Here is a 9,717-nt window from a genome sequence, read left to right as displayed (position 1 = left end):
TAAAACAATTAGTAAAGCATGATTTGTACTAGTTATCTAGGACAGCCCCAAAATTTATATAACGATACATTCAAAATTAATCAATTATGAAACCATTCAGCGGTCTATAAGCTATAGAGGTAACATCTAAAAATGGGTTTAAACATCATTGATTACTTTGTTTTTATCTGATTGTCATAATTTAAAATAGTTCATTTATTTTTATTTATTAGTACCTTGTTTTCGATTGTAGAAATTTTAATCAAAAATTAATAACGTAGTATGATATAAATGACTGCGACAAAGCATGGCATTGAGCTGTAAATTAAAAGTTTAAGTTGCCTGGTATAGTATGATTTTCAGACTTTTTATGGTGTGTTTTGCTGGGTAAAACTGGGGTGCAGGATTGCTTATCAATTTATTTATTCCGTTGTTTAACTAAAAATCTTTTGTTATGGCCACTTTCTCTTTGAACCAAATGACCCTGATCGGCGTCGGGCTGATCGGTGGTTCTTTTGCGCTTGATTTGAAGCGTAAGGGCTTGGTGCGGCGGGTTGTTGGTGTGGATGTAAACGTTCAGAATCTCGAGCGGGCGCTGGAACGTAAAGTGATTGATGAGGCGGCAACGGAAATCGATTCTGCAAGCATTGCCGGTTCAGATTTGGTTTTGATTGCGACGCCGGTGGCGACGCTGCCGGCGATTTGCACTCGGCTCGCTCCTTTATTGCAGAAAGAAACAATCGTTAGCGATGTGGGTAGCACAAAGCAATCGGCTTTACAGGCGTTTGCCCAGTATTTGCCTGACCACTTGCCAAATTGTGTGGCTGCACATCCGATTGCAGGTTCAGACAGGCATGGTGCGTTGGCGGCGCAATTTGGTTTATATGAAGGCAAAAAGCTGATTTTATGCCCTAATCCTGTGCAGAATCCCGCTGCATTGGATTTGTTGGAAAAGCTGTGGCGGGAAGTGGGCACATGCACATTCATAATGCCTGCGGCGGAGCATGACGCGATTTTCGCCGCTGTATCTCATATGCCGCATTTGTTGGCTTTTTCTTATGTACATCAAATTCAAGATCATGCGGATGCCGATCTTTATCTGAATTTTGCGGCTTCCGGCTTTCGAGATTTTACGCGGATTGCTTCAAGCCATCCTGCTATCTGGACGGATATTTGTCTGGCCAATCGGCAGAGTTTGTTGGATTTAATCGAAGGGCAGCGTGCTCAGTTGGATAAAGTGGCGTATTTGCTGCAAGCGGGTGATGCCGAGGGTTTATACGCTTATTTGGAAGAGGCTAAGGCGACGAGGGACGGTTGGCTGGAACAGCAGAATTAAAGCTGATAACGGTGGCAAGGCAGCTTATTTGGTTTTCGCAATAAAAAATGCCTGTCTGAAATTTTCAGACAGGCATTGGTTTATGCTTTTTTATTTCTCAAAGAAAATCAGAGTCCAAGGCAATACGTAAGCTTGCAACAGGGTCAGCAGGCCAACGAATGTACAGAAAATCAGACTGTGTTTTACAGTGAAACGGAACAGGTTGGATTCTTTGCCATCCAGGCCTACCGCCGCACAGGCAACGGCGATGGATTGCGGAGAAATCATTTTGCCGGTTACGCCGCCGGTGGTGTTCGCCGCCACGGTTAATTCAGGCGTAATGCCCAAGTGGTGGGCGGTACTGGCTTGCAGCGAGCCGAACAGTGCGTTGGCAGAAGTATCCGAACCGGTTAGGAAGACACCGACCCAGCCTAAGAAAGGTGAGAAGAATGGGAAGGCAACGCCCGTGCCGGCCAAAACCAAGGCCAGGGTGGAAGACAAGCCGGAATAGTTGGCTACAAAGGCAAAACCCAATACCAAGCCGATGGATAAAATCGACAAGCGCAATTCGTATACGGTTTCTTTAAATGTTTTAATGGCATCGGCCGGTTTCATTTTCAGCAAAATGGCCGAAACGATGGAGGCCAGCAAGATAGAGGTGCCCACCGCGCCTAACAGGTTCAGTTTGAACTGGGCAGCATAAGGAGTTGGTTCTTGAACAATCGGTGTGGCTTTTTGAACCAGATTGTGCAGGCCGGGCCAGTTGATTTTGATGGTGGCGAAATCGAGAATGTTTTGCACGCCTTTGAAAGTCCAAACGCTTACGAAAACGGTCAGAATCGCAAATGGTGCCCATGCTCTCAGAATTTGACCTGAGGTGTATTCAGACGCTTGACGCGCTTGCGGTTGTTTCATGCCGTCGAAAGTGAAAATTTCTTTCGGTTGCCATGTTTTCAGGAAAGCGGAAAGGCAAATCAGGCTAACCAAGGCAGAGGTTACGTCGGGTAATTCCGGGCCGATAAAGTTGGCCGTAACAAATTGGGTGATGGCAAACGACAGGCCGGCAACCAAAACGGCAGGCCACGTTTGGCGGATGCCGCGCATGCCGTCCATCATGGCAACCAACCAGAACGGTACGATAACCGATAGAATCGGCAATTGACGGCCGGCAACTTGACCAATATGGAATGGATCAAGATTGGAAACTTGGCCTGCCACGAGAATCGGAATGCCCAATGCACCGAATGCCACGGGTGCGGTATTGGCAATCAAGCACAAACCGGCCGCATACAGCGGGTTGAAGCCTAATCCGACCAGCAAAGAAGCGGTAATGGCGACCGGAGCGCCGAAGCCTGCCGCGCCTTCCAGAAACGCACCAAACGAAAAGCCGACCAGCAGCATTTGCAGGCGTTGGTCTTCGGTAATCGAGATGACCGAAGCGCGAATGATATCGAATTGACCGGTTTTTACGGTGATTTTATACAAGAATACGGCTGTAATGATGATCCATGCAATCGGCCACAAACCATAGGCGAAACCATACAGGGCGGAAGAAACCGCCATGCCTATCGGCATTTTAAAGCCGAAAATGGCTACAGCCAGGGCAATCAGCAAAGTATAAAGACCGGCCTTATAACCTTTGAGCTTGAGCACGGTTAGTGCCAAGAAAAAGAAAATAATCGGCAACATCGCTGCCGCGGCCGTCAGATAGAGGCTGTCCCCTATCGCATGATAATTTTGAACCCAGATATCCATGTAAAAATCTCCGATTTTCTTGATATTGTATGTGGGATGCCGCAGCAATTACATGCCGCTTTGCATGCCCAAAAGAACACTTTGTGTTTACAAAATGCTGCGATACCTTACAAAACTGTGCTCATTTGGTCAACATATATCTGAAAAATATCTGTAAAAAAACAATCTCTTCCCTTTGCTATAATTATCTGTAGCAAAATTACTTGAAATTGATATTTTTTATCATATAGATACGGATTGGCTAGGCATTGGGGTTGTTGCTGGTTGTAAGAAATATAAAATCAATTTGTTACGTGAAAACCACATAATCTTGCCTGAAAATGCCATGTTTTGATAAATTAAATTATATTCATAGCTTATTTTTATATTGAAAAGCCTGTCTGAAACGTTTCAGACAGGCTTTTGCGAGTATGAAAATCAAATTCTTACTGCGTATGGACAGAATATCAGGTTGGTATGTAAGAAGTATTATAACCGATGAATCGGCTTGGTTTGCGCCGGTTAGCTTTCCGCATCGTCGTCGCCGTAATATTTGACGCCGATTTTAATCGGGGCTCGGCCTTGTGATTTTCGATGATGATTGGAATCGCGTAGGGAATAGGCGCAGCCGCAGTATTCTTGCTGATAGAAATGCTCGCGTTTGCTGATTTCTATCATGCGTGCGCTACCACCGCCTTTGCGCCAGTTGTATTCCCAATAGGTAAGACCCGGATATTTTTCTGCGGCACGCACACCGCAATCATTGATTTGATTCATGTTTTTCCAGCGGGAAATGCCTAAGGAGCTGGTGATTACGGGGAAACCGTGTTCGTAGGCGTATAGTGCGGTGCGTTCGAAACGCATGTCGAAACACATGGTGCAACGGCGGCCGCGTTCGGGGTCCATTTCCATGCCTTTGGCGCGCTCGAACCAGTTGTCGACGTCGTAATCGGCATCGATGAAAGGGATACCGTGCTTTTCGGCAAACGCGATATTTTCGTTTTTACGAATTTCGTATTCTTTTTTTGGATGGATGTTCGGGTTGTAGAAATAAATGGTGAACTCGATGCCCGAAGCCAGCATGGCTTCCATCACTTCGCCGGAGCAGGGCGCGCAGCAGGAATGCAGCAGCACTTTTTTGTGCCCGTCGGGCGGAACGAGTACGGGGCGTTCGAAAGGTTTGTCGTTTTGCGGTTTGCTCATGGTGTGTTGTTTTGTGTGTTCGAGGGTTTCAGACAGGCATTGAGGAATGCCTGTCTGAAAATATAAGATTGTTTAATTTTACCAGACGAGAAGGCCGCTCGAAAGTGGCAGCTTCCGAGCGACTTGATGCCTTCATGTTTCAAACTATTCAGAGTGTATTTAAAATGTCGGCAAAGGTTTTTACCGTACGATCAATATCTTGTAGTTTGTCTAAGCCGAATAAGCCTAGGCGGAAAGTTTGGAAATCGCTTCGTTCGCCGCATTGTAGCGGTACGCCTGATGCAATTTGCATTCCATGTTCAATAAATGCTTTGCCGCTTTGAATATCGGAGTTGCTTGTGTAGCTGACCACGACGCCGGGTGCTTCAAAACCGGCTGCTGCAACGCTGGGGTAGCCTTTTTCGGCCAGTAAGGTGCGAATTTTCTGACCTAATTCTATTTGCTTGGTGCGTAAGTTTTCGAAGCCGATGCGTTCGGCCTCTTGCATTACTTGGTAGAGCTGATACAGCGCGTCGGTTGGCGGAGTAGCGTGATAGGCGTGACCGCCGTTTTCAAACGCCTGCATGATTTGCAGCCATTTTTTCAAATCCAATGCGAAGCTGTCGGATTCGGTTTGCTGTACTTTTTCGTAGGCTGTCTGATTAAGCATTACCAAACCGCAGCAAGGCGAACCGCTCCAGCCTTTTTGCGGTGCGGAAATCAAGACATCGATGCCGAGTTTTTCCATATCGAGCCACATGCAGCCCGAAGCAATACAATCAATAACCAATAAACCGCCTGCCGCATGGGTGGCTTGTGCTAAGCGGGAGATATAATCTTCGGGCAGCATAATGCCTGATGCGGTTTCGACATGTGGCGCGAACACGACGGCGGGCTGATAGGCGGCAATTTCTGCGCAGACTTCCTCAATCGGAGCCGGAGCAAAGGGCGCTTGCGGTGCATTTTCCTGTCGCGCGGTCAGCACTTTTGTATCGGAGGCCAGGTTGCCTTGCTCTAGAATTTGCGTCCAGCGGAAGCTGAAAAAGCCGTTGCGGATAATCAGACATTTTTGGCCGCGTGCCAATTGGCGGGCAACGGCTTCCATGCCCGAAGTGCCGCTGCCGGGAATAACGGCGGTATGGCTGGCGTGATAGACTTTTTTTAAGGTGGCGGAAATGCTGTTGAGTGCGGCGCGGAATTTTTGCGACATATGGTTCAGCGCGCGGTCAGTATAAACTACCGAATATTCCAGAAGGCCGTTTTCATCAATTTCCGGGCGGGGCAGGGTGCTCATGCAAATTCTCCTTAGTTTGATATGTTGTGCTTTGCAGTTTGAAAAGTGTGTTGCCAGTGCGGATATTATAGCTGAACTGTGTTTGAAGGCATACTGAGAAGCTTTGGTCGTTAATATTTGTATAACGTTGCATAATCATCATGATTTGGTTATGTATCCAGCTTCGAAACAACCCGAAGCATGCCGATAATTAATAAAGAAAGCCTGTCTGAAATTTTTCAGACAGGCTTTCTTGGGTTGCTTCATATTAAAAAACTTATTTACCTGCTTTAAGCTGCTGCCATAGGGCGACGGTTTGTTTTTTGGCTTTGTCGCTCATTTGAGGCATGACGAAACCGTTTTTCATATCCTCAGCATTTGGGAAAATAGAACGGGTTTCCACTAAAGCTTTCGGTAGTTTTTCGCGCGCAGGCAGGCTGGAGGGTGCGAAAGTTACTTCCAGTGCGTTTTTCGCTGCAACCTCAGGGTCTAAAGTCCAATCGATGTATTTATGCGCGTTGGCTACGTTTTTAGCATCAACCGGAATCAGCCAAGATTCAATCCAGAATCCCATGCCTTTCGGGTTGAGCACTTCGATGCCGACTTTGCTGCCGGCTTCTTCGGCGCGTTTCTTTGCCATGTTCAAATCACCACCGTTGCCGGCCGCCACGCAGAAATCACCGCGTGCCAATTCGTCGATATAAGAAGGACTGAAACGTTTTACGTCGGGGCGAACTTTTTCCAAGGCTTTGGCGGCTTCGTCGATGTCGGCGGGGTTGGTGCCCGCAGGATCTTTGCCCAGATAATTTAAAACGATGGGGAACATTTCACTCGGAGAGTCCCAGAATACGATGCCACATTGCTTCAGTTTGCTAGTGTATTCCGGTTTGAATAATAGATCCCAGCCGTTTTCCGGCAGCTCGCCGCCCAAAATTTCCTTGCCTTTAGCCGTGATGGCAATGGTATTGACGCCGGAGAAATAAGGTACGGCATACTGATTGCCCGGATCGGCGGTTTCCAGCATTTTCAGCAATTCGGGGTTGATGTTTTTATAGTTGGGAATTAAATCTTTATTGACTTTTTGATAGGCACCCGCCTTGATTTGGCGTGGTAAAAACGCAATGCCCGGCACAACTAAATCATAGCCGGATTTGCCGGTTAAAACCTTGGCTTCCAGCGTTTCGTTGTTTTCATAAAGATCGTAGGTCAGTTTCAAATCGTATTTCTTTTTGAAATCGTCTACGGTGCTTTCATCCACATAGTTAGACCAGTTGTAGATATTCAAGGTGTCAGTTTGCGGCAGGCCGCTGCTGTCGGCAGGGTGGGAAGCCGCTTGGCCGTTGTTTTTTTGCTCGGCAGATTGGCCGCCACAGGCAGCGAGCGCGAAAGCAATCAATGCGGTCAATAATGATTTTTTCATGATGGGTTATCATTCCTTGGTGAGTGGAAACAAGAGATATGCCTTTTATTGAGGCCAGCAAAGGCCAAAATCTTTCCCTGATTAAAGGCCAGAATGATTGCATTGTAATGGAGGTGTTACAAAAAATCAAAATGCAAACAGTAAGATGGATTCTGAACTTGCTGTTTAGGCTGAGGGATATGCCTGTCTGAAAAAACGAATCTATGGCTTCGGCGTTTGCGGTAATGCGTTTTCTTTGTGCTCGTGATTCGAGATAGAATTTGTGACGGTTGCACGGCTTTTTATTGAAAAAACTTGCATTTGTCGGATGAAGCCATTAAAATTTGCCGTTTACGAAATTCAAGATTTATTTCAGGAGACATCAAACATGGCAAATAGCGCACAAGCCCGCAAACGTGCTCGCCAGACGGTCAAAAACCGTGCTCACAACGCCAGCTTGCGTACTGCTTTCCGTACGGCAGTTAAGAAAGTGCTGAAAGCTGTTGAAGCCGGCGATAAAGCCGCTGCGAAAGCGGTTTATCAAGAAAATACCAAAGTTTTGGACCGCATCGCCGACAAAGGCGTGTTCCACAAAAACAAAGCGGCACGCCATAAAAGCCGCTTGTCTGCCAAAATCAAAGCGATGGCTTAAATTTGAGCAGTTCCAGTTTTATCTGGTATAAGGTATAGCATAAATGCCCCCGAAATAAGCCGAAGGTTTATATTGGGGGCGTTGTTTCTTCGGCTTCTACTGAAGCCAAAGCAGATTGCCGTTATCCGATGGATTTGTTGAGGAAATGGTTATGGATTTTTTAAAATACAGCACGTTGGCGTTGGTAGCCGCATTGCCTTTGTCTGTTAAAGCAGCCACTGACCCGGCGTTGCAATGCACATTGTTGCATGATAATGCGCTGCGCTTGGCATGTTTCGATAAGGTGTATGCAGCGCAGTTTCCGCCGCAAAACTTACCTAAAGCCGAAAAACCGCAGCCCAAATCGGTGGATTTGGTGAAGTCGGTGGAAAACAGTATTGAGAAAAAAGAAGCGGTTGTGGTGTTCGACCAAGATCATCAGGATCATAATGATACAGAAGTGCAGGCTTCCGGTGCTTCCGGAACTGAGCCTACGCAAGATTTGATCGACGCTTCCGATGCCTATACGCCGTTGAGCCAGCTTTTCGATTTGGACGCGAACAATCCTAACGGCATTCTATCCTTGCGCGAGCATAACCCGATGTATCTGTTGCCCGCTTGGTACAACAGCAGCCCGAACTACGCTCCTTACAGCCCTACGCGCGGCGTGACAACGGCGGAGCGGTTTTCGGAGCAGAAGCGGTTGGAAACCAAGTTGCAGATTTCCTTTAAAACCAAGCTGATGGAAGATTTGTTCAAAACGCGTTCCGATTTATGGTTCGGCTATACTCAGAAATCAGATTGGCAGCTTTGGAACCAAGGCCAGCGTTCCGCTCCTTTCCGCAATACTGATTACATGCCAGAGCTGTTGATTACGCAGCCGGTTAAAGCCAATTTGCCTTTCGGCGGGAAATTGCGGATGGTCGGTGCAGGTTTCGCCCATCAGTCTAACGGGCAGAGCCAGCCTGAATCTCGTTCATGGAACCGCATCTATGCTATGGCCGGTATGGAGTGGGGCAAACTGACGGTGATTCCGAGGGTATGGGCGAGGGCATTTGACCAGAGTGGAAACGACGATGACAATCCCGATATCACCGACTATATGGGCTATGGCGATTTGAAACTGCAATATAGCTTTAATGACAAGCAAACCTTGGGAACCACTCTGCGCTACAACCCCAGAACAGGTAAAGGTGCCATTGAAGCCGGTTATGCTTTTCCGGTGAAGGGTAAGCTGAAAGCCTATGTGCGCGGTTTTCATGGCTACGGCGAGAGCCTGATAGACTATAACCACAAACAAACCGGCATCGGTATCGGTATTATGTTTAACGACTGGGATGGTTTTTAATCATTAAATTCCTCGTTTCTTTAAGCCCGAGCACGTATAATGCGTGTTTGGGCGGTTTTGTTTAATGGAAATTTAAGTTATGGCAGCAGCAGAAAAAAAAGCGGAAGGCAGTCGTGTCGGAAGGGCGCTGAAGAAATATCTGATTACCGGTATTTTGGTTTGGCTGCCCATAGCTGTGACCGCATGGGCGCTGACTTATATTGTTAATGCTTCAGATCAATTGCTCAATCTTCTGCCGCTGCATTGGCGGCCGGAATACTATATCGGATTTAAGATTCCCGGCTTGGGGGCGATTGCCGCCATTATTGCTTTATTTGTTACCGGTGTGTTTGCCGCGAATATGCTCGGCCGCAAGATTCTGGAAGGGTGGGATAGCCTGCTTGGCCGCATACCTGTTGTGAAGTCGATTTATTCCAGCGTTAAAAAAGTATCCGAATCGCTCCTGTCGGATAATGGCCGCTCGTTTAAAACACCGGTGCTGGTGCCTTTTCCGCAGCCGAATATTTGGACGATTGCTTTTGTGTCGGGCAGTATTCCGGCTGCCGTGCAAGACAATTTACCCGAGCAGGAGACTTATGTTTCCGTTTATGTGCCGACCACGCCCAATCCCACCGGCGGTTATTACATCATGGTCAAGCAAAGTGATGTGCGCGAGTTGAATATGAGCGTGGACGAGGCATTGAAATATGTGATTTCACTGGGCATGGTTATGCCGGAAACATTGAAAAAACCGCAGGAAACAGCGCAATTGCCACAAAGCCTGTCTGAAAAAGACAAGCAGGGCGATTCCGACGAGCTTTTGTAATAACGAACCGGGCTTTTCAGCCTGAAAAAATTCTTTAAAACCAATTATCCT

8 protein-coding genes are annotated in these 9,717 nt (G+C 47.1%); 4 read left to right on the top strand and 4 right to left on the bottom strand.

The window, feature by feature from the left end; genetic code table 11:
• Positions 1 to 433: 433 nt before the first annotated feature.
• Entirely contained in the window at positions 434 to 1,315 is an 882-nt protein-coding gene (locus Q4A84_RS07320) for a prephenate dehydrogenase (protein WP_303088276.1), read from the top strand.
• Between the two features lie 90 nt (positions 1,316 to 1,405).
• Here the strand turns inward: Q4A84_RS07320 and Q4A84_RS07315 are convergent, their stop codons facing one another.
• The 4 genes from Q4A84_RS07315 to Q4A84_RS07300 form a co-directional block, all read right to left on the bottom strand.
• Positions 1,406 to 3,049, bottom strand: coding sequence for a lactate permease LctP family transporter (locus Q4A84_RS07315; RefSeq protein ID WP_303088275.1), 1,644 nt, complete (start codon positions 3,047 to 3,049; stop codon positions 1,406 to 1,408).
• Between the two features lie 501 nt (positions 3,050 to 3,550).
• Positions 3,551 to 4,231, bottom strand: coding sequence for an epoxyqueuosine reductase QueH (locus tag Q4A84_RS07310; protein ID WP_303088274.1), 681 nt, complete (start codon positions 4,229 to 4,231; stop codon positions 3,551 to 3,553).
• A gap of 148 nt (positions 4,232 to 4,379) precedes the next feature.
• Positions 4,380 to 5,504, bottom strand: coding sequence for an aminotransferase class V-fold PLP-dependent enzyme (locus tag Q4A84_RS07305; RefSeq protein ID WP_303088273.1), 1,125 nt, complete (start codon positions 5,502 to 5,504; stop codon positions 4,380 to 4,382).
• Positions 5,505 to 5,760: 256 nt separating this feature from the next.
• On the bottom strand, positions 5,761 to 6,903 hold the full coding sequence (locus tag Q4A84_RS07300) for an extracellular solute-binding protein (RefSeq protein WP_303088272.1): 1,143 nt from the start codon (positions 6,901 to 6,903) through the stop codon (positions 5,761 to 5,763).
• A gap of 367 nt (positions 6,904 to 7,270) precedes the next feature.
• Here Q4A84_RS07300 and rpsT point away from each other — a divergent pair, with 367 nt between their 5' ends.
• The 3 genes from rpsT (at position 7,271) to Q4A84_RS07285 (ending at position 9,666) form a co-directional block, all read left to right on the top strand.
• Positions 7,271 to 7,534, top strand: a complete 264-nt coding sequence (gene rpsT, locus Q4A84_RS07295; protein ID WP_303088271.1) for a 30S ribosomal protein S20 — start codon at positions 7,271 to 7,273, stop codon at positions 7,532 to 7,534.
• A 151-nt stretch (positions 7,535 to 7,685) separates the two neighbouring features.
• Positions 7,686 to 8,861: a phospholipase A gene (locus Q4A84_RS07290; protein WP_303088270.1), complete on the top strand. Its 1,176-nt coding sequence runs from the start codon at positions 7,686 to 7,688 to the stop codon at positions 8,859 to 8,861.
• A gap of 79 nt (positions 8,862 to 8,940) precedes the next feature.
• The gene (locus Q4A84_RS07285) at positions 8,941 to 9,666 is read left to right on the top strand and encodes a DUF502 domain-containing protein (RefSeq protein ID WP_303088269.1); all 726 of its coding nucleotides are present in this window, start codon (positions 8,941 to 8,943) and stop codon (positions 9,664 to 9,666) included.
• The last annotated feature ends 51 nt before the right edge of the window (positions 9,667 to 9,717 follow it).

The sequence above is a fragment of the Neisseria sp. genome (assembly GCF_030527965.1).
Taxonomy (GTDB): domain Bacteria; phylum Pseudomonadota; class Gammaproteobacteria; order Burkholderiales; family Neisseriaceae; genus Neisseria.
Note: the sequence above shows the minus strand (reverse complement) of the source record. Positions and strands in the feature narration are given on the sequence as shown.

Coding starts and splice junctions, on each gene's coding strand:
- Q4A84_RS07305 (WP_303088273.1), bottom strand. CDS start 5,504: ATGAGCACCCTGCCCCGCCCGGAAATTGATGAAAACGGCCTTCTGGAA.
- Q4A84_RS07310 (WP_303088274.1), bottom strand. CDS start 4,231: ATGAGCAAACCGCAAAACGACAAACCTTTCGAACGCCCCGTACTCGTT.
- rpsT (WP_303088271.1), top strand. CDS start 7,271: ATGGCAAATAGCGCACAAGCCCGCAAACGTGCTCGCCAGACGGTCAAA.
- Q4A84_RS07315 (WP_303088275.1), bottom strand. CDS start 3,049: ATGGATATCTGGGTTCAAAATTATCATGCGATAGGGGACAGCCTCTAT.
- Q4A84_RS07285 (WP_303088269.1), top strand. CDS start 8,941: ATGGCAGCAGCAGAAAAAAAAGCGGAAGGCAGTCGTGTCGGAAGGGCG.
- Q4A84_RS07290 (WP_303088270.1), top strand. CDS start 7,686: ATGGATTTTTTAAAATACAGCACGTTGGCGTTGGTAGCCGCATTGCCT.
- Q4A84_RS07300 (WP_303088272.1), bottom strand. CDS start 6,903: ATGAAAAAATCATTATTGACCGCATTGATTGCTTTCGCGCTCGCTGCC.
- Q4A84_RS07320 (WP_303088276.1), top strand. CDS start 434: ATGGCCACTTTCTCTTTGAACCAAATGACCCTGATCGGCGTCGGGCTG.